Consider the following 24289-nt stretch of genomic DNA (forward strand, 5'->3'; position numbering starts at 1 on the left):
TCTGACGGATAACGGCGCCGCGCCGACGCCGCAAAGGCTTACTGCAGGGCCTGGACGCCGGCCACCAGCCAGCCCCCGGGGCCGCTGCTGGGGCGGGTGATGTTCCAGACCTCGCGGAAGGGGTTGGGGCCGGCCGAGGGCTCCTCGCGGATCAGGCCGGAGAACTCCACGCTGGCCATGTACTCCCCATCCAGTTCCTCGATGCCCAGGAGTTGCGCCTCCAGCATCACCACCTCGGTGCGGTGGGCGCCGCCACCCTGGCGCTCACGCTCGGCCAACTGGCCCTTGATCTGCTCGAGCATGTCGTCCGTCATCATGGCGCGCAGGCTGGGGATGTCGGCCTTGTCCCAGGCCGCCTGCAGGTTCACGAAGTTGGCCTTGGAGGCCTTGAGGAAACCCTCGACGTCGAAGCCGGCCGGAATGCCCCAGGTCTGGCGGCCCAGCAGGGCGGAGCCGATCATGGAGCCGCCCTGGCCGTGGTCGAGCGAGGCGGGCGCGCTGCGCTCCCAGGGACGGGCCGAGGCGTCGTTGCCGACGTTCTTGGGGCTGTAGCTGGCCGGCGCGGCCGGCTCCAGGTCGAGCGGCGCGCGCGCGGTGGCACCACCCGCGCCCTGGTACGCCAGGCCGGCGCCACCACCGGTGGCCTGGGCCGGCGCCTTGCGGCGCATCACCATGCCGACGACGGCCAGCACCACCACCGCCAGCAGGGCGAACAGCAGGAACTGCGCGAAGGCTTCGCCGAAGCCGAGGGCAGAGGCCAGCCAGGCCAGGCCCAGGCCAGCCGCCAGGCCGCCGAGCATGGCGCCCCAGGGGCGCTTGGGCGCGGCGGCGGCTGCGGGCGCCGTGGCCGGGCGCGTCGCCGCGCTGTTCTGCGCGGGGGCAGGCGCCGCCTGCTGGGCGGGCGCCTGGTTGGGCGGGGTCGGTGCGGTGCTGCGTTGCGTGACGTTGCCCGACTGCTTGCCGATGGACAGGCCCCCGCCCAGGCGCTTGGCCATCACGTCGGCAGAGCCGACGGCCAGGGCACAGGCCAGCAGAAAGGACCAGAGTTTGTGCTTGTTCATGCGATTTGCCTCCGATTGCAACGCTTGCAGTCCGAATGTGCGGGCGACCGCGCCCGCGTCAACACTTGATGCCCAGGTGCAGCGCGACGACGCCTCCGGTGAGGTTGTGCACGTCGACGTGCCCGAAGCCGGCCACTTTCATCATCTGCCTGAGGCTCTCCTGGTCCGGGTGCATGCGGATCGACTCGGCCAGGTAGCGGTAACTGTCGGCGTCTCCCGCCACCAGCTGGCCCAGTTTCGGCAGCACATTGAACGAATACCAGTCGTACGCCTTCTCCAGCGGCTTGGCCACCCGGGAAAACTCCAGAACGAGCAGCCGGCCACCGGGTTTGAGCGTCCGATGCATTTCGGCCAGCGCAAGTTCCTTGTGCGTCATGTTGCGCAGGCCGAACGCCACCGAGACGATGTCGAAGCTGGCGTCGGCGAAGGGCAGCTTCTCGGCGTCGCACACCAGGGTGGGCAGCACCACGCCGGCATCCAGCAAGCGGGTGCGGCCTTCGCGCAGCATGGCCTCGTTGATGTCGGTGTGCACCACGCGGCCCGTGGGCCCCACCTGGCGCGCGAAGGCCAGGGCCAGGTCGCCGGTGCCGCCGGCGATGTCGAGCACCTGCTGGCCTGGCTGCGCGTGGGCCACCGTGGTGGTGTAGCGCTTCCAGATGCGGTGCAGGCCGCCCGACATCAGGTCGTTCATGACGTCGTAGCGCGAGGCGACGGAGTCGAACACGCCGCGCACGCGCTGGGCCTTCTCGCCCTCATCAACGGTCTTGAAGCCGAAATGGGTCTGTGCCATGGGCGCTCTTCCCTGTCAGTGGTGGCCGCAGCTGTGCCCATGCGCGTGGCCGCCGGCCGCCGGCATGGGATCGTCGCGGTTCGCGCCCGCGGCCTGCAATCGGGCTTCGTAGTCGGCCCAGAGCTGACCCTGCTGCGAGCCCAGGAAGTACAGGTAGTCCCAGGAGAAGATGCCGGAATCGTGACCATCGTCGAAGGTGGGCTGCACGGCGTAGTTGCCGATCGGCGCCAGGCCCACGATGCGCACCTCGCGCTTGCCGGTCTGCAGCACCTCTTGCCCGGGGCCGTGGCCCTGCACCTCGGCCGAAGGCGAGTACACGCGCATCAGCTCGAAGGGGATGCGAAAGCTCTGCCCGTCGGAGAATGAGACCTCGAGCACGCGCGAGGCGCCGTGCAGAGTGATGTCCTGCGGGATGGGGGTGTTGCGGTCCAGGCCGGCCATGGGCGGTCTCCGTTGAATCAGACGAGGACGCGTTCGATGCCGCCCTGATTGGCGCGCTCGACGTAGTCGGGCAGCCAGTTCTCGCCGAGGATATGACGAGCCATCTCCACGACGATGTAGTCGGCTTCCAGCAGCCCGTTCTGCAGGTCCTCGCCGTAGCGGCTGAGCCCCTGCAGGCAGCTCGGGCAACTGGTGAGGATCTTCACGTTGGCGTCAGCGGCCACGGCGCCGCTGGCGCGCAGCGCGGCCTCGCCCTTGCGGAGTTCCTCTTCCTTGCGGAAGCGCACCTGGGTGGACACGTCCGGCCGCGTGACGCCCAGCGTGCCCGACTCGCCGCAGCAGCGCTCGTTCTTGAGCACCTGATCGCCCACCAGCGCCTTCACGGTCTTCATGGGGTCCTGCAGCTTCATGGGGCTGTGGCAGGGGTCGTGGTAGAGGTAGGCGCCCCGGGATTCGAGGCGGATGCCCTTTTCCAGCAGGTACTCGTGGATGTCGACGATGCGGCAGCCCGGGAAGATCTTCTCGAATTCGTAGCCCTGGAGCTGGTCGTAACAGGTGCCGCAGCTCACCACCACGGTCTTGATGTCCAGGTAGTTGAGCGTGTTGGCCACGCGGTGGAACAGCACGCGGTTGTCGGTGATGATCTTCTCGGCCTTGTCGAACTGGCCCGAGCCGCGCTGCGGGTAGCCGCAGCACAGGTAGCCCGGCGGCAGCACGGTCTGCACACCGGCGTGCCAGAGCATGGCCTGCGTGGCCAGGCCGACCTGGCTGAACAGGCGCTCCGAGCCGCAACCGGGGAAATAGAACACCGCCTCGGTCTCGGCCGTGGTGCCCTGGGGGTTGCGGATGATGGGGACGTAGTCCTTGTCCTCGATGTCCAGCAGGGCGCGCGCGGTCTTCTTGGGCAGGCCGCCCGGCATCTTCTTGTTGATGAAGTGGATGACCTGTTCCTTCACCGGTGCCGGGCCCAGCGTGGCCGGCGGCGCGGCGGTCTGCTTGCGCGCCACGCGCTTGAGCAGGTCGTTGGCCAGGCGCTGGGCCTTGAAGCCCACGCCCACCATGGCGCCGCGCACGAACTTGATGGTCTCCGGGTTGGTGGCGTTGAGGAAGAACATGGCCGCCGCGTTGCCGGGGCGGAAGCTCTTCTGGCCCATCTTGCGCAGCAGGTTGCGCATGTTCATGGTCACGTCGCCGAAGTCGATCTTCACCGGGCACGGTGTGACGCACTTGTGGCAGACCGTGCAGTGGTCGGCCACGTCCTCGAACTCCTGCCAGTGCTGGATGCTCACGCCGCGGCGCGTCTGCTCCTCGTACAGGAAGGCCTCGATCAGCAGCGAGGTGGCCAGGATCTTGTTGCGCGGCGAGTAGAGCAGGTTGGCGCGCGGCACGTGCGTGGCGCACACCGGCTTGCACTTGCCGCAGCGCAGGCAGTCCTTCACCGAATCGGCGATGGCGCCGATGTCGCTCTGTTGCATGATCAGCGACTCGTGCCCCATGAGGCCGAAGCTGGGCGTGTAGGCGTGCGAGAGGTCGGCGAGCCGCGCGCCGTCCGTGGCGCCGCGCAGCAGCTTGCCCTTGTTGAAGCGACCCTCGGGGTCCACCCGCGCCTTGTAGTCGGCAAAGGGCTTGAGCTCCTCGTCGGTCAGGTACTCGAGCTTGGTGATGCCGATGCCGTGCTCGCCCGAGATCACGCCGTCCAGGCTGCGCGCCAGCACCATGATGCGGTCCACCGCCTCGTGCGCGGTCTGCAGCATCTCGTAGTCGTCGCTGTTGACCGGGATGTTGGTGTGCACGTTGCCGTCGCCGGCATGCATGTGCAGGGCCACCCAGACGCGGCCCTTGAGCACGCGCTTGTGCACGGCGTTGCACTCGGCCAGCAGCGGGCCGAAGGCGGCGCCATTGAAGATCTGCTGCAGCGGGGCGCGGATCTGGGTCTTCCAGCTCGCGCGCAGGCTGTGGTCCTGCAGCTGAGGGAACAGGCGGTCCACATCGCGCAGCCAGCCACCCCAGAGGGCACGCACCTCGCGCACCAGGGCCAGGGCCTGTTGCACGCGGTCTTCCAGCAGCTCGGCGGTGGGAATCTCGCTGGCGTCGTCGCCCTTGCCCAGGGGCAGGTTGCCGCGCTGGAAGAAGGCCTCCAGCTCGTCGGCCAGGCGGATCTTGTTGCGCAGCGAGAGCTCGATGTTGATGCGCTCGATGCCTTCGGTGTACTCGCCCATGCGCGGCAGCGGGATCACCACGTCCTCGTTGATCTTGAAGGCGTTGGTGTGCTTGCTGATGGCCGCCGTGCGCTTGCGGTCGAGCCAGAACTTCTTGCGCGCCTCGGGGCTGATGGCGGTGAAGCCCTCGCCGTGGCGGGTGTTGGCGATGCGGATGACCTCGCTGGTGGCGCGCGCGACCGCGTCCGGGTCGTCGCCCACGATGTCGCCGATCAGCACCATCTTGGGCAGGCCGCCATTGCCCTTCTTGCTCTTGGTGGCGTAGCCAACCGCCTTCAGGTAGCGGTCATCCAGGTGCTCCAGGCCGGCCAGGACCACGCCCGAGCGCTTCTGCTCGGCGAACATGAAGTCCTTGATCTCGACAATGCTGGGCACCGCGTCCTTGGGGTTGCCGAAGAACTCCAGGCACACGGTGCGGGTGTGCTCGGGCATGCGGTGCACGATCCAGCGCGCGCTGGTGATCAGGCCGTCGCAACCCTCCTTCTGGATGCCGGGCAGGCCCGAGAGGAACTTGTCGGTGACGTCCTTGCCCAGGCCTTCCTTGCGGAACGTGCGGCCCGGGATGGTCAGGGTCTCGGTGCGGCGCGGGGTCTTTCCGTCGGGGGCGAAGTATCGGCACTCGAAGGTGGCGACCTCGGCGTCGTGGATCTTGCCGCGGTTGTGGTCCAGGCGGGTCACCTCCAGCCACTCGGCCTGGGGCGTGACCATGCGCCAGCTCACCAGGTTGTCCAGCGCCGTGCCCCACAGCACGGCCTTCTTGCCGCCCGCGTTCATGGCGATGTTGCCGCCGATGCACGAGGCCTCGGCGCTGGTGGGATCGACCGCGAAGACGTGACTGGCGCGCTCGGCCGCGTCGGCCACGCGCTGGGTGACCACGCCGGCTTCCGTCCAGATGGTGGGCAGGGGCTCGTCGTGGCCGGGCACCTTGACCCACTCGACCTCGGTCATGGCCTCGAGCTTTTCGGTGTTGATGACCGCACTCTTCCAGGTGAGCGGGATGGCGCCGCCGGTGTAGCCGGTGCCGCCCCCGCGCGGGATGATGGTCAGGCCCAGCTCGACGCAGCCCTGCACCAGGCCGGCCATTTCCGCCTCGGTGTCGGGGGTGAGCACGACGAAGGGGTACTCGACGCGCCAATCGGTGGCGTCGGTGACATGCGAGACGCGCGACAGGCCGTCGAACTTGATGTTGTCCCTGGCGGTGAGGCGCCCCAGGGCCTTCTGGGCGCGCTGGCGCAGGGCCGCCACCTCGTCGAAGGAGCTGGCGAAGGCCTTCACGGCCTCGCGTGCGGCCACCAGCAGCTCACCCACCAGGGCGTCACGGGCCGGGTCGTCCGCCGGGGTGCGGCGCTTCTGCACCTCGGCCAGGCGGTGGTTCAGGGCATCGACGAGCTGGCCGCGGCGCTTGGCGCTGGACAGCAGGTCGTCCTGCAGGTAGGGATTGCGCTGCACGACCCAGATGTCGCCCAGCACCTCATACAGCATGCGGGCCGATCGGCCGGTGTGGCGCTCGCCGCGCAGCTGGTCGAGCAGGGACCAGGAGCGCTCGCCCAGCAGCCGGATCACGATCTCGCGGTCCGAGAAGGAGGTGTAGTTGTAGGGGATCTCGCGCAGGCGGGGGGCGTCGTCCGTGGCGGTGAGCAGCGTGAGCGGTGTGGGAGCGTTCATGGGGCGCTCGGCACCGTCATAGGGCACCGAGGCGGGGATGGTATCGCAGTGCACCATCCCATCCGTCCCTTATGGAAACCCCGGTTGTCATACCCGGGCAACGCCTGTGCAATCGATCCGTCACACAAGACCGATAGCCTGCGGCTTCCGCAGTGTCCTACCCAACAGAGGAGCATCCATGAGATTCCGCTTCATGCCGCTGGCCGGTGCCATGACCCTGGCCGCCGCCTTCGCCACCCCAGCCCACGCACAGACCGAGATCCAGTGGTGGCATTCCATGGGCGGAGCCCTGGGCGAGTGGGTGAACGACCTGGCCAAGGACTTCAACGCCACCCAGACCCAGTACAAGGTGGTGCCGACCTTCAAGGGCAGCTACGACGAATCCATGACGGCCGCCATCGCGGCCTTCCGCGCCGGCAACGCGCCCCACATCCTGCAGGTCTTCGAGGTCGGCACGGCCACCATGATGGCCAGCCGCCAGGCCATCGTGCCCGTGGGCGAGGTGATGAAGAAGGCCGGCGTCAGCTTCGATCCGAACGCCTACGTGCCCGCAGTGGCTGGCTACTACACCGCGCCCAACGGCCAGATGCTGAGCTTCCCCTTCAACAGCTCGACCACCGTTTTCCACTACAACAAGGACGCCTTCAAGGCCGCCGGCCTGGACCCGGAGCAGCCCCCCAAGACCTGGCCGGAAGTGGCCCTGGCGGCCGGCAAGCTCAAGGCCTCGGGCCACAAGTGCCCCTTCACCACCAGCTGGGTGAGCTGGACGCAGCTCGAGAGCTTCTCGGCCTGGCACAACACCGAGTTCGCCACCCTGGGCAATGGCATGCGCGGCCTCAACACCCGGCTGAGCTTCAACAGCCCGCTGCACGTGCGCCACATCGAGAACCTGGCCAACATGGCCAAAACCGGCCTGTTCGTCTACAAGGGCCGCGGCAACGCCGCCGACGCCACCTTCGTCTCTGGCGAGTGCGCGATGACGACCGGCTCCTCGGCCCTGTACGGCAACGTCAAGCGCAACGCCAAGTTCACGGGAGGCATCAGCACCCTGCCCTACTACCCCGACGTGACCGGCGCGCCGCAGAACACGGTCATTGGTGGCGCGAGCCTGTGGGTGATGTCGGGCAAGAAAGACGCCGACTACAAGGGCGTAGCCATGTTCTTCGCTCACCTGTCCAAGGCCGAGGAAGCAGCCAAGAGCCACCAGCGCACCGGCTACCTGCCCGTCACCAAGGCGGCCTATGAGCTCACCGAGAAATCGGGCTTCTACAAGCAGAACCCGGGCACCGACGTGTCGGTGGAGCAGATGATCCGCAAGACCACCGACAAATCGCGCGGCATCCGCCTGGGCAACTTCGTGCAGATCCGCACCATCAACGACGAAGAGCTCGAGCAGGTCTGGGCCGGACGCAAGGCGCCCAAGCAGGCGCTGGACGACGCGGTCAAGCGCGGCAACGAGCTGCTGGCCCGCTTCGAAGCCGCCAACAAAGGCAAGTGATGGTCCGCCGGGCGCCACCGGCGCCCCGCCCGCCCCGCACCGGCGCGACCCGGGCGGGGCGGTTTTTGTTGTAGCGTCGCACACCCCTCTTTTGCTTCGGCCGACATGGAAAAACGCGTCCGATTCCGATCCGCCTGGCTACCCTGGGCCCTGGTGGCCCCTCAAATGGCCGTCGTGCTCGTGTTCTTCTTCTGGCCGGCTGCGCAGGCGCTGTACCAGAGCGTGCTGCAACAGGACGCTTTCGGCCTCTCCACGGAGTTCGTGGGTATGGCCAATTTTCAGCGCCTGTTCGACGACCCGAGCTACCTGGCCTCCTTCAAGGTGACGGCGCAGTTCTCCATCATGGTGGCCGGCTTCGGCCTGGTCATCGCCCTGCTGCTGGCCGTGATGGCCAACCGCGTGCTGCGCGGCGCATCGGTCTACAAGACGCTGCTGATCTGGCCCTACGCGGTGGCGCCGGTGGTGGCGGGCGTCCTGTGGCTGTTCATGTTCGCTTCTCCCTATGGCGTGGTGGCCTATGCCCTTCGCTGGCTGGGCATGGACTGGAACCACCTGCTCGACGCGGACCATGCCCTGGCGCTGATCGTCATGGCCGCGGTGTGGAAGCAGATCTCCTACAACTTCCTGTTCTTCCTGGCGGGGTTGCAGTCCATTCCGCAGTCGCTGATCGAGGCCGCCACCATCGACGGCGCCTCGCCCTGGCGCCGCTTCTGGACCATCGTCTTCCCGCTGCTGTCGCCCACCACCTTTTTCCTGCTGGTGATCAACATCGTCTACGCCTTCTTCGACACCTTCGCCATCGTGGACGCCACCACCCACGGGGGCCCGGGCAAGGACACGGCGATCCTGGTCTACAAGGTGTACTACGACGGCTTCAAGGCGCTGGACATGGGCGGCTCGGCCGCGCAGTCGGTCATCCTCATGGCCATCGTCATTGGCTTGACGGTGCTGCAGTTCCGATTCGTCGAAAAGAAAGTCCAGTACTGAGGAACCGGCCATGATGATCGAACGACGCCCCGTCCTCACCGCCGTCTCTCACCTGATCCTGCTGATTGGCGTGCTGGTGGTGGCCTTCCCGGTCTACATCACCTTCGTCGGCTCCACGCAGTCGGCCGAACAGGTGGCCACCAGCAACCCACTGTCGCTGGTGCCGGGCAGCCATTTCTTCGAGACGTACAAGCTCGCCCTGCTGGGTGGCAAGACCACGGGCGGCTCCACCATCGCACCGGTGTTGCCCATGCTGTGGGTCAGCTTCGTCTGCGCCATGGTCATCGCCCTGGGCAAGATCGCGATCTCGCTGCTCTCGGCTTTTGCCATCGTCTACTTCCGCTTCCCCGCGCGCGGCCTGGTGTTCTGGATGATCTTCGTCACCCTGATGCTGCCGGTGGAGGTGCGCATCGTGCCGACGTACGAGGTGGTATCCAACCTCGGCATGCTCAACAGCTATGCGGGCCTCACGGTGCCGCTGATCGCGTCCGCCACGGCCACTTTCCTGTTCCGCCAGTTCTTCCTCACCGTGCCCGACGAGCTGGTGGAGGCCGCGCGCATCGACGGCGCCGGGCCGATGCGTTTCTTCTGCGACGTGCTGCTGCCGCTGTCGCGCACCAACATCGCGGCGCTGTTCGTGATCCTGTTCATCTACGGCTGGAACCAGTACCTGTGGCCGCTGCTGGTGACCACCAGCGAGGACATGTATCCGGTGGTGCTGGGCATCAAGCGCGCCATCTTCGGCGAGGTCTACGTGGAGTGGAACGTCGTGATGGCCACCGCCATCCTGGCCATGCTGCCACCGGCCATCGTGGTCATCCTCATGCAGAAATGGTTCGTCAAGGGCCTGGTCGACACCGAGAAATAAAGAGACGCATCCATGGCAACGCTGCAGTTCAAGAACGTCATCAAACAATACCGCCAGGGCAAGCAGTCCCTGCAGGTGATTCATGGCATCAGCGCCGACATCACCGACGGCGAGTTCATCGTGATCGTCGGCCCCTCGGGCTGCGGCAAGAGCACGCTGCTGCGCATGGTGGCCGGCCTGGAGGAAGTCACGGGCGGCGAGATCCTCATCGGCCCGCGTGTGGTGAACGGGCTCGAGCCCGCCGAGCGCGACATCGCCATGGTGTTCCAGAACTACGCGCTCTACCCGCACATGAGCGTGTTCGACAACATGGCCTACGGCCTGAAGATCGCCAAGGTGCCCAAGGACGAGATCAAGGCGCGCGTGGACAAGGCCGCGAAGATCCTGGAGCTGGGCCACCTGCTGGAGCGCAAGCCGCGCCAGCTCTCGGGCGGGCAGCGCCAGCGCGTGGCCATGGGCCGCGCCATCGTGCGCGAGCCGCAGGTCTTCCTGTTCGACGAGCCGCTGTCCAACCTGGACGCGAAGCTGCGCGCGCAGATGCGCATCGAGATCCAGAAGCTGCACCGCGAACTCGGCATCACCAGCCTGTTCGTGACCCACGACCAGGTGGAGGCCATGACCCTGGCGCAGCGCATGATCGTGATGAACGCCGGCCACATGGAGCAGTTCGGCACGCCGGAAGAGGTCTACAACCGGCCCGCCACCACCTTCGTGGCCAGCTTCATCGGCTCGCCGCCCATGAACCTGCTCAAGCAGGCCCCGGGCGGGCGCGAAGGCCGCACCCTGGGCATCCGACCCGAGCACCTGGACCTGGGCACCGAGGGTTGGGCGCTGCAGGTGGAGACGGTGGAGTTGCTGGGCGCCGAGCGCCTGGTTCATTGCCGCCTGGGCGACGAGGCGGTGATCATCCGCACGCACGAGGACGAGGGTGCGCCGGCCGTGGGCAGCACCATCCACGCCAAGCCCCGGGAGGACCGGCTGCACTGGTTCGACGCGGCCACCGGCCAGCGGGTCGAGCGGTGACGGCTCCCTGGCCCTACCCGCGCTGGATCGCGCACCGCGGCGCCGGCAAGCTGGCGCCCGAGAACACCCTGGCCGCCTTCCGCCTGGGCGCCGCCCACGGCTACCGCATGTATGAGTGCGACGCCAAGCTGAGCGCCGACGGCGTGGTCTTCCTGCTGCACGACGCCACGCTGGAGCGCACCACCAATGGCCAGGGCGTGGCCGGCGAGCGGCCCTGGAGCGAGCTGAGCCGGCTGGACGCTGGCGGCTGGCACTCGCGCGCCTTCGCGGGTGAACCGCTGTGCACGCTGGAGGCCCTGGCCCGCCACTGCCAGGCGCAGCGGCATTGGCTCAACATCGAGATCAAGCCCACCCCGGGGCAGGAACTGGCCACCGGCCGCGCCGTGGCCGCCGAGGCGCGGCGCCTGTGGGCGGGCCGGCCGGGCGACCCGCCCTTGTTGACCTCGTTCCGCCCCGAAGCGCTGCAGGGCGCGCGCGAGACCGCGCCCGAACTGCCGCGCGGCCTGCTGATGGACACGCCCTGGGACGGCTGGCAGCGCATGGCCCGCGATCTGGGCTGCGTGGCCCTGGTGTGCAACCACGCGCTGTGGGACCAGGCCCTGGTGGACCTGGCCCGCGCCGAGGGCTGGCGCGCCCTGGCCTACACGGTGAACGACGAATGGGCCGCGCAGCGGCTCTTGGACCTGGGGCTGGACGGGATCATCACGGACCGGGTGGACTTGTTCCCCCCGGCGGGCTGAAAGTTCAGCGCCCGCGCAGCCACCAGGCCAGGCTGCCCTGCACCAGCACCAGGGCGGCGTAGGTCGCCACCCGGCCATCGCGGCCGAAAACGATCAGCCCCGCCAGCAGCACCAGCACACCGCCGGTGACGAGGACGGCCACCTGGGTGCCGCGCGCGAACCGACCGGCCCGGCGCAGCCGCAGGCCCAGGGCCAGCACCAGGGCCACGCCCAGGGCAGGCGCGATGAAGGCCAGCACATGCTCAAGCAGCAATATCGCGGTCATTGAGAATGATCAAGGCCGTTCATAAGCAGCAAATTTTATAATCCGGGGCATGTCTGTCTGGACGCTCGGCATCAACCACCAGACGGCCCCGCTCGACCTGCGGGGCCGTTTCGCGTTCGCGCTCGACCAGATCCAGCCCACCCTGCACACCCTGCGCAGCGCCCTGCCCCGCCAGCCCGAGGCCACGCTGCTGTCCACCTGCAACCGCACCGAGCTCTATGGCGCGGGCGATCCGGCCGTGCTGGACCCCACGCTGGACTGGCTGGCCCAGGCCGGCGGCGTCAGCTCCCAGGTGCTGCGCGACCACGCCTACGTGCTGCGCGACGACCAGTCCGCGCGCCACGCCTTTCGCGTGGCCAGCGGCCTGGACAGCATGGTGCTGGGCGAGGCCCAGATCCTGGGTCAGATGAAGGATGCCGTGCGCGCGGCCGACGAGGCCGGCGCCCTGGGCACCACCCTGCACCAGTTGTTCCAGCGCTCCTTTGCCGTGGCCAAGCAGGTGCGCAGCTCCACCGAGATCGGCGCGCACTCCATCAGCATGACGGCGGCCGCCGTGCGCCTGGCCTCGCAACTGTTCGAAGACCTGCGCGAGGTGCGCGTGCTCTTCGTCGGCGCGGGCGAGATGATCGAACTCGCCGCGACGCACTTCGCGGCCAAGACGCCCCGGGCCATGGCCATCGCCAACCGCAGCATGGAGCGCGGCGAGAAGCTGGCCAGCCGCTTCGGCGCCCAGGTGATGCGCCTGGCCGAGCTGCCCGAGCAATTGCACGAATTCGACGTGGTGGTGAGCTGCACCGCCAGCACCCTGCCGCTGATTGGCCTGGGAGCGGTGGAGCGCGCGCTCAAGAAGCGCAAGCACCGCCCCATGTTCATGGTCGACCTGGCCGTGCCGCGCGACATCGAGGCCGAGGTGAAAGCGCTCGACGATGTCTACCTCTACACCGTGGACGACCTCGCCACCGTGGTGCAGACCGGCAAGGACAACCGCCTGGCCGCCGTGGCCCAGGCCGAGGCCATCATCGACGCCGGCGTGCTGAGCTTCATGCACTGGATGGAGCGCCGCGACCCGGCCAACGGCGTGGTGCCGCTCATCCAGCAGATCAACGCCCAGGCCGACGCCTGGCGCGCGCACGAACTCAACCGCGCCCGGCGCCTGCTGGCGCGCGGCGAGCCGGTCGAGGCGGTGCTGGAAGCCCTGTCCAAGGGGCTCACCCAGAAGATGCTGCACGGCACCCTGGCCGAGCTGCACAGCGGCGACGCCGCCGCGCGCGCCGCCACGGCCGAGACGGTGTCGCGCCTGTTCCTGCGCGACGGCCGCCTGCCGCAAGATCCCCAGTCCTAGCCCGCCCGGCGCGCGGCCGCCGTGGCGCTCTGCCACGCGCGCGCCGCTGCCGGGCCCCGCCCATGAAACCTTTCGTCCGCCACGCCCTGCTGAAACAGCGCGCCCGCCTCCACGAACTGGACGCCCTGCTCTCCGCGCCCGACGTGGTGGACGACATCGCGCGCTTTCGGGCCCTGAGCCGGGAGCACGCCGAGGCCAGCGAGGTGGTGGCCGTGTTCGACCGCTTCCTGGCGCGCGAGGCCGACGAACAGGCCGCGCGCGAGATGCTGCGCGACCCCGAGATGGCCGCGATGGCGCAGGAAGAAATCACCGCCTGCGNNCCCGACGACGCCCGGCCGGCCTTCCTGGAAATCCGCGCCGGTACGGGCGGCGACGAATCCGCCCTGTTCGCGGGCGATCTGGCGCGCATGTACACGCGCTACGCCGATCGCCAGGGCTGGCGCACGGAAATCATGAGCGAATCCCCCAGCGAACTGGGCGGCTACAAGGAATTGGTGCTGCGCATCGAAGGCGACGGCGCCTACGGGCGGCTGCGCTTCGAATCCGGCGGTCACCGCGTGCAGCGCGTGCCGGCCACCGAGACGCAGGGCCGCATCCACACCAGCGCCGCCACCGTGGCCGTGATGCCCGAGCCAGACGAGGCGGTGGCCATCGAGCTCAACCCTGCGGAACTGCGCATCGACACCTTCCGCGCCAGCGGCGCGGGGGGGCAGCACATCAACAAGACCGACTCGGCCGTGCGCGTGACGCACCTGCCCACGGGCATCACCGCCGAATGCCAGGACGGCCGCAGCCAGCACAGCAACAAGGCCAAGGCCCTGCAGGTGCTGGCCGCGCGCCTGCGCGAGAAAGACCGGGCCGAGCGCGCGGCGAAGGAAGCCGCCACCCGCAAGGGCCTGATCGGCAGCGGCGACCGCAGCGAGCGCATCCGCACCTACAACTTCCCGCAGGGCCGGCTCACCGATCACCGCATCAACCTCACGCTGTACCAGCTGGGCAGCGTGCTGGAAGGAGAGCTCGACGAGGTCGTACACGCTCTGCAGGTGGCGCGCGGCGCCGAGTTGCTGGCCGAACTGGAACAGGCGGCGGCATGAGCGCCACCGGGCCGATCCCAAGCCGCTCAGCCCCGCGGCGCGCAGCGCGGGGGATCATCCCGTGACCATTGCCGACACCTTGCGCGCCCTGGTGGCCAGCGGCGTGCCGCGCCTGGAGGCCCAGCAGTTGCTTCTGCTGGCCCTGGGCCGCGACCCGCAGGCCCGCGCCTGGCTCGCGGCGCACGACGAACTCACGCTGGACGACAGCGCCCGCACCCGCCTGGCCGCGCTCGCCCGACGCCACCGCGACAGTGAGCCCATGGCCTACCTGCGCGGCGAGCAGGGCTTCCACGGCCTGGTGCTGCGGTCCGACCCCCGCGCTTTGGCGCCGCGCCCCGATACGGAAACCCTGGTGGACTGGGCGCTGGAACTGCTGGCCAGCCTGCCGCCCGACGCCCGGGCCATCGACCTGGGCACCGGCAGCGGCGCCATTGCCCTGGCGCTGATGAACGCCCGGCCCGGCTTGCGAATGACCGCCACCGACACCAGCGAGCCCGCGCTGACCCTGGCGCGCGAGAACGCCGAGCGCCTGGGCCTGCGACCCCGCTTCGCAGCCGGCCCGTGGCTCGCCGCCGTGCCCGGCGAGCGCTTCGATCTGATCCTGAGCAACCCGCCCTACATAGCCGCCGGTGACCCACACCTGACGGGCCTTCGCCACGAACCGCTGTCCGCCCTGGTCTCGGGCGTCGATGGCCTGGACGACATCCGCGCCATCGTGGAGCAGGCCACCCGCGCCCTGGCGCCGGGTGGCTGGCTGCTGCTCGAACACGGGCATGACCAAGCCGGTGCCGTGCAGGCCCTGCTGGGCGCCGCCGGTTTCGAGGCCGTGGGAGGCCGCACCGACCTGGCGGGCATCGTGCGCTGCAGCGGCGCCCGCTGGCCGTCGGCGCGATAATTCCCTCCATTCCGGGGCCCACCCCGCCAGCAGGACCACGACATGAGCGACACCCAGACCCGCATCGACCAACTGGTCAAATCCCACGACATCGTGCTCTTCATGAAGGGCAGCGCCAGCTTTCCCATGTGCGGGTTTTCGGGCCGCGCCATCCAGATCCTCAAGGCCAGCGGTGTCGATCCCCGCAGCCTGTTCACCGTGAACGTGCTGGAAGACGACGCCATCCGCCAGGGCATCAAGGAATACAGCAACTGGCCGACCATTCCGCAGCTCTACGTCAAGGGCGAGTTCGTCGGCGGCTCGGACATCATGATGGAGATGTACCAGTCGGGCGAACTGCAGCAGGTACTCAGCGCGCAGAACTGAACCCCCATCCGCATCTCTTCCGAGGCCGCCCACCGGGCGGCCTCGTGCTTTTTGCACACTCCGCGCGAAAGTGAACTCCTGCGGGCCTTTTCCGGTCCTTATCAGCAGGTCAGACGGGCACGCCACGTGCTTGAATGTCCCCACTGCCGCGTTCTAAGGAGAATTCCATGAGCAGCTCACGCAGCCTGGTTGCCTCATCCCCTTTGGGTCTGCCCATCGCCCAGATGCGCAGCGTGTTCGACACGGACGAAGTCGAGCGCAAGCTGGCCAAGCTGCAGGCCAGTGGCAATGAGCGTGAACATGAAGGCCTGCGCAACACCTGGCAGCGCATGCTCGAACGCGGTTCACAGCGCTTCGCCGTGAAGCCCTCCGGCCTGCCCGACATGGCCCCTCTCTACGAACTGATGCCCAACTTCGGCGACGCGCTGGACGATGTGAAGCGCCACGTGGCGCTGAGCCAGGACAGCCGCGACAGCCTGGAGGTGACGCCCATGCTGCTGCTGGGCCCGCCCGGGGTTGGCAAGACCCACTTCGCGCGCCAGCTCGCCGAGTTGCTGGGCACCAGCATGAACCTGGTGCCCATGAGCAGCATGACGGCAGGCTGGCTGCTCTCGGGATCGTCCTCGCAATGGAAAGGTGCGCGCCCGGGCAAGGTGTTCGAGGCCCTGGTGGACGGCCAGTACGCCAATCCGGTGATCGTCGTGGACGAGATCGACAAGGCCAGCGGCGACGCGCAGTACGACCCGCTCGGTGCGCTTTACAGCCTGCTGGAGCACGACACGGCGCAGCACTTCGTCGACGAATTCGCCGAAGTGGCCATTGACGCCAGCCAGGTGATCTGGGTGACCACGGCCAACGACGAGCGCGCCATCCCCGAGCCCATCCTGAACCGCATGAACGTGTTCGAGATCCAGCCGCCCTCGCCCGAGGCGGCGCGCAAGATTGCCGCCAACCTGTACCGGGGCATCCGCGGCGAGCACGACTGGGGCCAACGCTTCGACCCGGAGGTGCCCGCCGATGTGCTGGACATCCTCGGCGGCCTGCCGCCGCGAGAGATGCGCCGCGCCTTGGTCACGGCCTTCGGCAATGCGCGCTTGGACGATCGCTACCGCATGGAGCCCGAGGACCTGCCGCGCGGCGGTCCGGGGAAAGGCCGTATCGGCTTCCTTCAGTAAGGGCGCTCAGGCGTCGGGGTGCGCCCATTGGCGCGCCGCGGCCTGCACGGCGTTCGGGTACACGTCCTTGCCGCGGCTGCCGTTGTAGCGGCCCAGGGCCATGAAGGCGTTGCCGCGCTCGCGGTCGAGGTAGTGCCGCAGGATCACACAGCCGAAGCGCAGGTTGGTCTGCATGTGGAACAGGCCCCCCACGTCGCCATCGCCGATGAGGCGAGCCCAGAACGGCATGATCTGCATGTAACCGCGCGCACCCACGCTGGAGATGGCGAACTTGCGAAAGCCGCTTTCCACCTGGATCAGACCCAACACCATGGTGGTGTCCAGCCCCGCGCGGCGCGTTTCGTACCACACGGTCTGCAGAAATTCGATGCGGGTCTGGAAGTCGGGCTTGCGTCGGCGCAAGCGCTCACTGTTGGCGCCCAGCCAGCGCAGATAGGCCAGCCGGCGCTCGGTATCGGTGAACTCGGGAACGGGTGGCGAGCCATTGGCGATCGCCGCGCTCAGCGCCGTGCGCACGGAGTCGGCCAGGGGTTCTTCCAGTTGACCCGCGCGCGCGGGCGGCAGCCAGACGTTGCCCGCCAGAGCGGCCATGGCGGCCAGCCCTTGGCGTCGGGTCCAGCCGTCCATGCTCATGCCGTGAGGCGGGCCTTCACGTGAGCCGCCACTTCCGCCAGCGGCACCGCCGTGGCCGCGCTGTCCCGCCGGTGCTGGTATTCGGCCTGACCGGCCTTCACGCCGCGGTCGCCGAGGGTGATGCGGTGGGGCACACCAATGAGCTCCCAGTCGGCGAACATCGCTCCGGGTCGCTCTCCACGGTCATCCAGAATCACATCCACGCCCAGCTCCAACAACTCGGAGTAGAGATTCTCTGCGGCCGCCTTGACATCCGGACTGCGGTCCATGCCGATCGGGCACACCACCACGGTGAACGGCGCGATGGCGTCTGGCCAGATGATGCCGCGCTCGTCGTGGTTCTGTTCGATGGCCGCTGCCGGCAGGCGCGTGATGCCGATGCCGTAGCAACCCATCTCGAAGTGCTTGGGCTTGCCGTCCTCGTCGAGGAAGGTGGCGTTCATCGAGCGGCTGTACTTGGTACCCAGGTAGAACACGTGACCGATCTCGATGCCGCGCTCGATGGCCAGCACGCCCTTGCCGTCGGGCGAGGCGTCGCCCTCGACGATGTTGCGCAGGTCGGCAACGCGCGTGGGCTCGGGCAGATCGCGGCCCCAGTTCACACCGGTCAGGTGCACGTCAAGCTCGTTGCCGCCGCAGATCCAGTCGGCCATGACGGCCACCTCGCGGTCCACCACCAATTCGACGGGCCGCTTGAGCCCGATGGGGCCCAGGTAGCCTGGCCGACAGCCGAAATGCGATTCGATCTCGGCCGTGGTGGCGAAGCGCCAGCCCTGGTCGAGTCCGGGCACCTTGCCCACCTTCACCTCGTTCATGTCGTGGTCGCCGCGCAGCAGCAGCAGCCAGACCTTCGAGGCCTTCACGGCGCCCGTTTCGTCGAGTTCGTCGGTGGCCAGCACCAGGGACTTGACGGTGGTGGCCAGCGGCACACCCAGCAGCTGCGCCACGTCGGCGCAGGTGGCCTTGCCCGGGGTGGGCGTGCGCGTGAGCGCGTTGGCCGGCGCGGGGCGCGGGCCCGGGGGCGCCAAGGCCTCGGCCTTTTCCATGTTGGCGGCGTAATCGCTCGTGGGGCAATAGACGATGGCGTCCTCGCCGGTGGCCGCGATCACCTGGAACTCTTCGCTCAGGTCGCCGCCAATGGCGCCGCTGTCAGCGGCGACCGCGCGGTACTTCAGGCCGAAACGGTCGAAGATGCGGCGGTAGGCCGAGGCCATCACCTGGTAGCTGGCCTTGGCAGTCGCCTCGTCGCGGTCGAAGCTGTAGGCGTCCTTCATGATGAACTCGCGACCACGCATCAGGCCGAAGCGCGGTCGGAGCTCGTCGCGGAATTTCGTCTGGATCTGGTACAGGTTGCGTGGTAGCTGCTTGTAGCTGCGCAACTCCTGGCGCGCGATGTCCGTCACCACCTCTTCGCTGGTGGGCTGCACGATGAAGTCACGATCGTGGCGATCCTTGATGCGAAGCAACTCGGGGCCCATCTTTTCGAAGCGACCGCTTTCCTGCCAGAACTCGGCGGGTTGCACCACGGGCATGGTGAGTTCGACCGCGCCGGCGCGGTTCATCTCCTCGCGCACGATCTGCTCGACCTTGCGGATCACGCGCAGCCCCATGGGCATGTAGTTGTAGATGCCGGCCCCCAGCTTGCGGATCATGCCGGCGCGGGTCATGAGGCGGTGGCTCACCACCTCCGCGTCGGCGGGCGCTTCCTTGAGCGTGGTGATCAGGAACTGGCTGGCTTTCATGAAGGGGCCTGCACCGGTGGTGCGCGAAAGGGGGGTCTGGAGGGGTGGCTCCGGCGCCGCTTGCGGGTATATCCCTAGGCGGGACGCGGGGCCGTGCGGTGTGCGATCACTTCGCTGGGCGCGGGGTGCGATGCATAATGGTCGCAGTTCAAAAATCGAGGTTGATTATGCTTGACAGAGAGGGCTTTCGGCCCAATGTCGGCATCATTCTGCTCAACCAGAAAAACCAGGTGTTCTGGGGCAAGCGCATCCGCTCCCACTCCTGGCAGTTCCCGCAAGGCGGCATCGACCGCGGCGAAACGCCCGAGCAGGCGATGTACCGGGAACTGCACGAGGAAGTGGGGCTGCGCCCTGAGCACGTGGCCATCGTGGCCCGCACGCGGGACTGGTTGCGCTATGAAGTGCCTGACCGCTTCATCCGGCGCGATGCGCGCGGCCACTACAAGGGGCAGAAGCAGATCTGGTATTTGTTGCGCCTGGTGGCGCAAGACTGGCACCTGAACCTGCGCGCCACGAACCACCCCGAATTCGACGCCTGGCGCTGGAACGACTATTGGGTCCCCCTGGACGTGGTCGTCGAATTCAAGCGGGGAGTCTACGAAATGGCGCTGACCGAATTGGCGCGCTACGTGCCGCGCCACGAAGGCCACCGCAACCGCTACCTGCGCAACCAGCAGGGTCGCGGTCCTCGTCCGGCCGACGGCGATCAGGGCCCGGACACCGTGCCATCGCCGCCGCCCGGCCTGGAGTTGCCGCCGGGGGCCAGCTTCGAGCCCGGGCCGCAACCGCTCAACAGCCCCCAGGGCGTCCCTTCCAAATGAACAGCAGGTTCTTTCACGCGGCGGCTTGCGCCGCTGCGCTCGTCACCGTGCACGGCGCCGTCCGGGCCCAGTACCAGGAGCCGGAACCCTGGAAGGAAGCCGAGGTGGCTTTGCCGCAGCGCTTCAGCACCGAGAAACTGCTCACCGTCGACATCGAGGATCGCTCGTCCTTCGAATACGGCATCGATCCAGACACCCTGAGTGTGGGCACCGATGGCGTGGTGCGCTACGTCTTCGTTGCGCGCAGCCGCAGTGGGGCCGTCAACGTGCTTTACGAAGGCGTGCGCTGCGACGCCGCCGAGGTCAAGGTCTATGGCCGCTGGGACCCGGGCAGCGAACAATGGCGCACCAGTTCCACGGACGAGTGGCAAGCCATGGACACGCGAGGCAGCACCCGCCGCGCGTTCAAACTCGCGCAAACCGGCTTGTGCGATGGGCGCGCGCCGAACGGATCCCCGCGCCAGATCCTCGACACGCTGCGCAACGGCCACTCGTACCGCTTGCGCTGATGGTGCCTAGCCTCGGCTGAGCACCAGGTTGTCACGGTGGATCATCTCGGGCTCGGCCGTATAACCCAGCAAGCGCTCGAAATCAGCCGAGGACTTGCGGCACAGCAGTCGGGCCTCGGAGCTGGCGTAGTTCGCCAGACCTCGCGCCACTTCCTGCCCGCGCGCGTCACGCACCGAGATGACATCGCCGCGCGAGAAGTCGCCCTCGACGCTCGTCATGCCGATGGGCAGCAGACTCTTGCCTTCTCCTGCGATCTTGGCCACGGCGCCGTCGTCCACCACCACCGCGCCTCGCAGTTGCAGGTGATCGGAAATCCAGCGCTTGCGGGCCTGGTGCTTGGCCGTCTGTGCCACGAGCGCCGTGCCGATGGCCTCGCCCGCGCACAGGCGCAGCAACACGTCCGGCTCACGCCCCCAGGCGATCACCGTTGACGCGCCGGACGCCGCCGCGCGCTTGGCCGCCAGGATCTTGGTGATCATGCCGCCCTTGCCGATGCCGCTGCCCGCCCCACCCGCCATGGCCTCCAGCGCGGCATCGCCCGCGCGCGCCACGTGCACGAAGCGTGCGGCAGGGTCACGCCGGGGATCGGCCGTATAGAGGCCTTTCTGGTCGGTCAGGATGATCAACACGTCGGCCTCGACCAGATTGGCCACCAGCGCACCCAGGGTGTCGTTGTCGCCGAACTTGATCTCGTCATTGACCACCGTGTCGTTCTCGTTGATCACGGGCACCACGCCCAATTGCAGCAGCGTGCGCAGAGTTGACCGGGCATTGAGGTAGCGCTCGCGGTCGGCTAGGTCGGCATGGGTCAGCAGCACCTGCGCGCTACCGACGCCGCAAGCGCGCAACTGCGTCTCGTACATCTGCACCAGGCCCATCTGCCCCACAGCGGCGGCGGCCTGCAGCTCGTTCACCTCGTGCGGCCGCCTGCTCCAGCCCAGCCGTTTCATGCCCTCCGCGATGGCGCCGCTGCTCACCATGATGAGTTCGCGCCCCTGTTGAACCAGCGCTGCGAGCTGCTGACTCCAGTGCCGGATGGCCTCTTCGTCGAGGCCGCGGCCCTCATTGGTCACCAGGCTGGAGCCGACCTTGACGACGATGCGACGCGCGTGGCGCAGGAGGTCGGCTGTCTCGGTGGCCGTGTTGTCGATGACCTGGCTCATGGTGTCATTGGTATCGAATCAACCGTTATCCCCCGCCACGAAGCGCGGATCGACCTCGGTGGGCTCCTGCTCCTGCTGGCGCAGTGCCTCGATGTGCTCGTATGCCTTCTGCACCAGTCGCTCGCAGCCCTCGCGCGTCAGCGCCGAGATCTCGAACACGGGCCCCTTGTAGCGCAGGCGCCGCACGATGTCCTTGACGCGGGCCTCGCGTTCCTCGGGCGGCAGCATGTCCACCTTGTTGAGCACCAGCCAGCGCGGCTTGGCATGCAAGTCGGGGTCGAACTTCTTGAGCTCGGCCACGATCGCCTTGGCTTGCGTCACTGGATCGACGGTTTCGTCGAAGGGCGCGGCATCCACGAGATGAAGCAGAAGGCGCGTGCGCTGCAAATGCCGCAGGAACTGATGCCCCAAGCCAGCGCCCTCGGATGCACCCTCGATCAAGCCCGGCACGTCCGCCACCACGAAGCTCTTCTCGGGGCCCACGCGCACCACACCCAGGTTGGGGTGCAGGGTAGTGAACGGGTAGTCGGCAATCTTGGGCCGGGCGTTCGAGACAGCGGCGATGAGGGTGGACTTGCCGGCGTTGGGCATGCCCAGCAGCCCCACATCGGCCAGCAGCTTGAGCTCCAGCTTGAGCGCCTTGCGCTCGCCGGGCCAGCCGGGTGTCTTCTGACGCGGCGCGCGGTTGGTGGAACTCTTGTAGTGCATGTTGCCAAAGCCGCCGTCGCCGCCCTTGGCCACCATCACACGTTCACCCGGCTGGAGCAACTCGCACACCACCTGGCCCGACTCCGCGTCCGTCACGATGGTGCCGACCGGCACTTTCAGCACAACGTCGTCGCCCTTGACGCCGAACATGTCGGAACCCTTGCCATGCTCGCCGCGCTGCGCCTCGAAGCGGCGGGTGTAGCGGAAATCGACCAGGGTGTTCAGGCTCGCGTCGGCCAGCATGATCACGTGGCCACCGCGCCCGCCGTCCCCGCCATCCGGACCGCCGAATTCCTTGTACTTCTCATGTCGGAACGAGGCGCACCCGTTCCCGCCATCGCCGGCGGCGACGTCGATGGTGGCTTCGTCAACGAACTTCATGGGATGCCAATGCTAGCCGAGGGCAACAAAAAGGCCCGCATGCGCGGGCCTCTTGCGCGAGGATCGTGCGGGATCAGGCCGGGGTGACGCTGACCACGTGGCGACCCAGGGCACCCTTCACCGCGAACTGCACGTGGCCGTCTGCGGTGGCAAACAGGGTGTGGTCCTTGCCGACGCCCACATTAGTGCCGGGGTGGAACTTGGTACCGCGCTGACGCACGATGATCGAACCGGCCGACACCAGTTCGCCGCCGAACGCCTTCACGCCGAGCATCTTGGGCTTGGAGTCGCGCCCGTTGCGGGTAGAGCCGCCGCCTTTTTTCTGTGCCATCTTGCTGCTCCTTAGCCCGAAATCGAGGCGATTTCGATTTCAGTGAAATTCTGCCGGTGACCCTGGCGCTTCTGGTAGTGCTTGCGACGGCGCATCTTGAAGATGCGCACTTTGTCGTGACGGCCGTGCGCCACCACCTTGACCGTGACCGATGCGCCGGAGACCAAGGGAGTGCCCACTTTCAGCTCGGTGCCGTTGCCGACAGCCAGAACCTGATCGAACACGATCTCTTGGCCCACATCCGCAGCAATCTGTTCTACTTTGATTTTTTCGCCGGCAGCGACGCGATATTGCTTGCCACCGGTTTTTATGACCGCGTACATAGGAACCTCTTGAAGTTGGCCTCGCGGAAGCCGGACTTGACAGTCGGCGAACCCACAAGGCTATCGGCAGACGGATTTCCGCCGAACCGCGAATTATAGCCACTGGGGCAGCCCCAGGCAAATTGCTCTCGCCCCGCCCCAATCCAGACCGCGCGCGAAGCCCACCCGGGCCGGCTTCCTATAATCCAGCGCGCTCTCGCCTGCGAGTGCGCTCTCGCCTCTGACCACCGGCCCTCAATTGTCCCTTGCTTTGCCGACGAACAACCCGCTCGACCTGATCCGCGCCGACATGGACGCGGTTGACCGGGTGATCCATGAACGGCTGACCACCGACGTGCCTCTGGTACGGGAAGTGGCCCAGTACATCATCTCGGCGGGCGGCAAACGCCTGCGCCCGGCCCTGCTGTTGCTGGTCAGCGGCGCCCTGTCCTGCAATCACCCGCACCGGCACACGCTGGCCGCCGTGGTGGAGTTCATCCACACTGCCACGCTTCTGCACGATGACGTGGTCGACGAATCGACCTTGCGCCGTGGCCGACCCACAGCCAATCAGACGTTCGGCAATGCCGCCAGCGTGCTGGTGGGCGACTTCCTCTATTCCCGCGCCTTTCAGATGATGGTGGACGTGAATCACATGCGGGTGATGGAGGTGCTGTCGGACGCCACGAACGTGATCGCCGAAGGCGAGGTGCTGCAGCTAATGAATATGCGCGACGCCTCGATTGACGAAGCGTCGTACCTGCGCGTGATTCGCTCCAAGACCGCCAAATTGTTCGAGGCCAGCGCCAGACTGGCGCCAATCCTCGCGCACGCCGACCCGGCCGTCGAACAGGCTTGCGCCACGTATGGCCAGGCCCTGGGCACGGCGTTTCAGGTCATTGACGACGTGCTGGATTACGAAGGCAGCGCCGATGAACTCGGCAAGAACCTGGGCGATGACCTGCGCGAAGGCAAGGTCACCCTGCCCATCATCTGCGCCCTGCGATCGGGCGATGAGGCCCAGCGCTCCCTGATTCGCGACGCCATCGAACACGGTCGAATCGAGAACCTGCCGGACATCCAGCGCATCATTCTCGATACCGGCGCCCTGGACACCGCGCGCGCCGCAGCGCAAGCCGAAGCACGGCGCGCCCTCGACGCCGCGGCTACGCTTCCGCCCAATCCGCATCGAGAGGCTTTGCTACAATTGGCGGCTGCACTGCTGGAGCGTCGCTCCTGAAGTTCACGGCTCTGGCGCCGTCATCAGCC

Annotated in this window: 24 protein-coding genes; 13 read left to right on the forward strand and 11 right to left on the reverse strand. The window is 67.8% G+C overall.

Annotated features, from left to right (window positions below; all coding sequences use genetic code 11):
- Positions 1-38 precede the first annotated feature (38 nt).
- The 4 genes from GTO19_RS15040 to GTO19_RS15055 are packed head-to-tail and all read right to left on the reverse strand — an operon-like array spanning position 39 to position 6176.
- Positions 39-1061 carry a Tim44 domain-containing protein gene (locus GTO19_RS15040; RefSeq protein ID WP_291022025.1) on the reverse strand — a complete coding sequence of 341 codons (1023 nt, stop codon included), beginning with the start codon at positions 1059-1061 and terminating at the stop codon, positions 39-41.
- A gap of 58 nt (positions 1062-1119) precedes the next feature.
- A complete protein-coding gene (gene ubiE / locus GTO19_RS15045) occupies positions 1120-1851 on the reverse strand; it encodes a bifunctional demethylmenaquinone methyltransferase/2-methoxy-6-polyprenyl-1,4-benzoquinol methylase UbiE (protein ID WP_291022027.1) in 732 nt (243 codons plus the stop codon).
- 15 nt (positions 1852-1866) lie between these two features.
- Entirely contained in the window at positions 1867-2292 is a 426-nt protein-coding gene (locus GTO19_RS15050; RefSeq protein ID WP_291022029.1) for a DUF971 domain-containing protein, read from the reverse strand.
- A gap of 17 nt (positions 2293-2309) precedes the next feature.
- On the reverse strand, positions 2310-6176 hold the full coding sequence (locus GTO19_RS15055; protein WP_291022031.1) for an FAD/FMN-binding oxidoreductase: 3867 nt from the start codon (positions 6174-6176) through the stop codon (positions 2310-2312).
- Between the two features lie 178 nt (positions 6177-6354).
- On the opposite strand from GTO19_RS15055, the gene ugpB reads away from it, so the two are divergent.
- The 5 genes from ugpB to ugpQ all read left to right on the forward strand — a co-directional run bounded on the left by ugpB (position 6355) and on the right by ugpQ (position 11292).
- Positions 6355-7674: a sn-glycerol-3-phosphate ABC transporter substrate-binding protein UgpB gene (ugpB, locus tag GTO19_RS15060; protein WP_291022033.1), complete on the forward strand. Its 1320-nt coding sequence runs from the start codon at positions 6355-6357 to the stop codon at positions 7672-7674.
- Positions 7675-7779: 105 nt separating this feature from the next.
- Positions 7780-8661: a sn-glycerol-3-phosphate ABC transporter permease UgpA gene (gene ugpA / locus GTO19_RS15065; protein WP_291022035.1), complete on the forward strand. Its 882-nt coding sequence runs from the start codon at positions 7780-7782 to the stop codon at positions 8659-8661.
- Positions 8662-8674: 13 nt separating this feature from the next.
- A complete protein-coding gene (ugpE, locus tag GTO19_RS15070; RefSeq protein ID WP_291022153.1) occupies positions 8675-9529 on the forward strand; it encodes a sn-glycerol-3-phosphate ABC transporter permease UgpE in 855 nt (284 codons plus the stop codon).
- 12 nt (positions 9530-9541) lie between these two features.
- Entirely contained in the window at positions 9542-10552 is a 1011-nt protein-coding gene (locus tag GTO19_RS15075; protein WP_291022037.1) for a sn-glycerol-3-phosphate import ATP-binding protein UgpC, read from the forward strand.
- On the forward strand, positions 10549-11292 hold the full coding sequence (gene ugpQ, locus GTO19_RS15080) for a glycerophosphodiester phosphodiesterase (protein ID WP_291022038.1): 744 nt from the start codon (positions 10549-10551) through the stop codon (positions 11290-11292). Before GTO19_RS15075 ends, ugpQ begins: the two co-directional genes overlap by 4 nt.
- Positions 11293-11296: 4 nt before the next feature.
- On the opposite strand, the gene GTO19_RS15085 is transcribed toward ugpQ, so the two are convergent.
- Positions 11297-11557, reverse strand: a complete 261-nt coding sequence (locus GTO19_RS15085) for a hypothetical protein (protein WP_291022040.1) — start codon at positions 11555-11557, stop codon at positions 11297-11299.
- Positions 11558-11606: 49 nt separating this feature from the next.
- Between GTO19_RS15085 and hemA the strand changes: the two genes are divergently transcribed.
- From hemA to GTO19_RS15110, 5 genes are all read left to right on the forward strand, one after another.
- Positions 11607-12899, forward strand: a complete 1293-nt coding sequence (gene hemA, locus GTO19_RS15090) for a glutamyl-tRNA reductase (RefSeq protein ID WP_291022042.1) — start codon at positions 11607-11609, stop codon at positions 12897-12899.
- A gap of 62 nt (positions 12900-12961) precedes the next feature.
- Positions 12962-13993 (forward strand): peptide chain release factor 1, encoded by a 1032-nt coding sequence (prfA, locus tag GTO19_RS15095; RefSeq protein ID WP_291022044.1) that lies wholly within the window; start codon positions 12962-12964, stop codon positions 13991-13993.
- A 61-nt stretch (positions 13994-14054) separates the two neighbouring features.
- On the forward strand, positions 14055-14888 hold the full coding sequence (prmC, locus tag GTO19_RS15100; protein ID WP_291022046.1) for a peptide chain release factor N(5)-glutamine methyltransferase: 834 nt from the start codon (positions 14055-14057) through the stop codon (positions 14886-14888).
- Positions 14889-14930: 42 nt separating this feature from the next.
- On the forward strand, positions 14931-15254 hold the full coding sequence (grxD, locus tag GTO19_RS15105) for a Grx4 family monothiol glutaredoxin (protein ID WP_291022048.1): 324 nt from the start codon (positions 14931-14933) through the stop codon (positions 15252-15254).
- Between the two features lie 167 nt (positions 15255-15421).
- Complete coding sequence (locus GTO19_RS15110) at positions 15422-16429, forward strand: AAA family ATPase (protein ID WP_291022050.1); 1008 nt, start codon at positions 15422-15424, stop codon at positions 16427-16429.
- Positions 16430-16435: 6 nt separating this feature from the next.
- Here the strand turns inward: GTO19_RS15110 and GTO19_RS15115 are convergent, their stop codons facing one another.
- A complete protein-coding gene (locus GTO19_RS15115) occupies positions 16436-17062 on the reverse strand; it encodes a lytic transglycosylase domain-containing protein (protein ID WP_291022052.1) in 627 nt (208 codons plus the stop codon).
- Positions 17059-18804 carry a proline--tRNA ligase gene (locus GTO19_RS15120; RefSeq protein ID WP_291022054.1) on the reverse strand — a complete coding sequence of 582 codons (1746 nt, stop codon included), beginning with the start codon at positions 18802-18804 and terminating at the stop codon, positions 17059-17061. Before GTO19_RS15120 ends, GTO19_RS15115 begins: the two co-directional genes overlap by 4 nt.
- Before the next feature lie 167 nt (positions 18805-18971).
- On the opposite strand from GTO19_RS15120, the gene GTO19_RS15125 reads away from it, so the two are divergent.
- Both GTO19_RS15125 and GTO19_RS15130 read left to right on the forward strand, forming a co-directional pair.
- Positions 18972-19625: an RNA pyrophosphohydrolase gene (locus tag GTO19_RS15125; protein WP_291022055.1), complete on the forward strand. Its 654-nt coding sequence runs from the start codon at positions 18972-18974 to the stop codon at positions 19623-19625.
- Positions 19622-20134, forward strand: a complete 513-nt coding sequence (locus GTO19_RS15130) for a CNP1-like family protein (RefSeq protein WP_291022057.1) — start codon at positions 19622-19624, stop codon at positions 20132-20134. The genes GTO19_RS15125 and GTO19_RS15130 overlap by 4 nt, the downstream gene beginning before the upstream one ends.
- 6 nt (positions 20135-20140) lie before the next feature.
- On the opposite strand, the gene proB is transcribed toward GTO19_RS15130, so the two are convergent.
- The 4 genes from proB to rplU all read right to left on the reverse strand — a co-directional run bounded on the left by proB (position 20141) and on the right by rplU (position 23041).
- Positions 20141-21298 (reverse strand): glutamate 5-kinase, encoded by a 1158-nt coding sequence (gene proB, locus GTO19_RS15135; RefSeq protein WP_291022059.1) that lies wholly within the window; start codon positions 21296-21298, stop codon positions 20141-20143.
- Between the two features lie 18 nt (positions 21299-21316).
- Positions 21317-22387 carry an Obg family GTPase CgtA gene (gene cgtA, locus GTO19_RS15140; protein ID WP_291022061.1) on the reverse strand — a complete coding sequence of 357 codons (1071 nt, stop codon included), beginning with the start codon at positions 22385-22387 and terminating at the stop codon, positions 21317-21319.
- Between the two features lie 73 nt (positions 22388-22460).
- Positions 22461-22718, reverse strand: a complete 258-nt coding sequence (rpmA, locus tag GTO19_RS15145; RefSeq protein ID WP_009516509.1) for a 50S ribosomal protein L27 — start codon at positions 22716-22718, stop codon at positions 22461-22463.
- An 11-nt stretch (positions 22719-22729) separates the two neighbouring features.
- On the reverse strand, positions 22730-23041 hold the full coding sequence (gene rplU, locus GTO19_RS15150) for a 50S ribosomal protein L21 (protein WP_009516508.1): 312 nt from the start codon (positions 23039-23041) through the stop codon (positions 22730-22732).
- 289 nt (positions 23042-23330) lie between these two features.
- Here rplU and GTO19_RS15155 point away from each other — a divergent pair, with 289 nt between their 5' ends.
- Positions 23331-24260, forward strand: coding sequence for a polyprenyl synthetase family protein (locus GTO19_RS15155; protein ID WP_291022154.1), 930 nt, complete (start codon positions 23331-23333; stop codon positions 24258-24260).
- Positions 24261-24289: the final 29 nt, after the last annotated feature.

The organism is Hydrogenophaga sp., assembly GCF_011772445.1.
In the GTDB taxonomy this organism is placed as follows: Bacteria; Pseudomonadota; Gammaproteobacteria; order Burkholderiales; family Burkholderiaceae_C; genus Hydrogenophaga.